This is a genomic window from Parvimonas sp. D9, assembly GCF_035282565.1.
Lineage (GTDB): Bacteria > Bacillota > Clostridia > Tissierellales > Peptoniphilaceae > Parvimonas > Parvimonas micra.
In genome coordinates this window covers 1-566 of the sequence record NZ_JAYKBM010000042.1, presented here as the reverse complement: position 1 = coordinate 566, position 566 = coordinate 1, and the positions used below count along the sequence as shown (strand labels likewise).

The 566-nt window shown below is 48.9% G+C and carries 1 protein-coding gene; it reads left to right on the top strand.

Annotated elements, in window-relative coordinates:
- Positions 1-53: 53 nt before the first annotated feature.
- Positions 54-566 (top strand): hypothetical protein (locus VJI94_RS07930; RefSeq protein ID WP_324008953.1); only part of this gene is annotated, 513 nt, incomplete at its 3' end.

The following is a 566-nucleotide window of genomic DNA, read 5'->3' as shown; positions in this document are numbered from 1 at the left end:
ATGCAGCTGTAGGCGTCAGCGGGACCGACTCTTGGCGGAATCGGATTCTATCTATGCCAAAGGACTCAGAGCTTAAACAGGGTAAAGATGGGCGCATGTTGGCAAAGCTGCCATCTGGTAGTGAAGCTAGCGAACGTATTGAAAGCGTCGCCACAGGCTTTACTGAACTGATTGCTCTGTCTATTGCCATGGATATTCCTCTGGTCATTATTTATGACGTGGATGTCAAAACTGGCATCAATGCGCAGGTCCAGGCAGCCGCAGCACAATTGGGATATGATCTGAGGTTCAGAGGTGTTAAGGCCAAAAACATCCGCCAGTTGAATTTGGTACCACATGTATCATACCTGGAAGAAAAGATTGGCCTCGACGATTACCTGATGCATCCTAAGTTGGGTCCAAAGGAATTTGACCTGTTGCTTAACAGCTGCCTCAATTCCCTTAGCGCCTTTCCTAAGCATCCGAATCCACGGGCGTTTATCAATAAGAAGCTGTCCAAAGGCCGTCTGCCGCGTAGCGATGTGCAGGCACTTAGCACAGCGGTATTGTGCGATCTGGATTCAAAG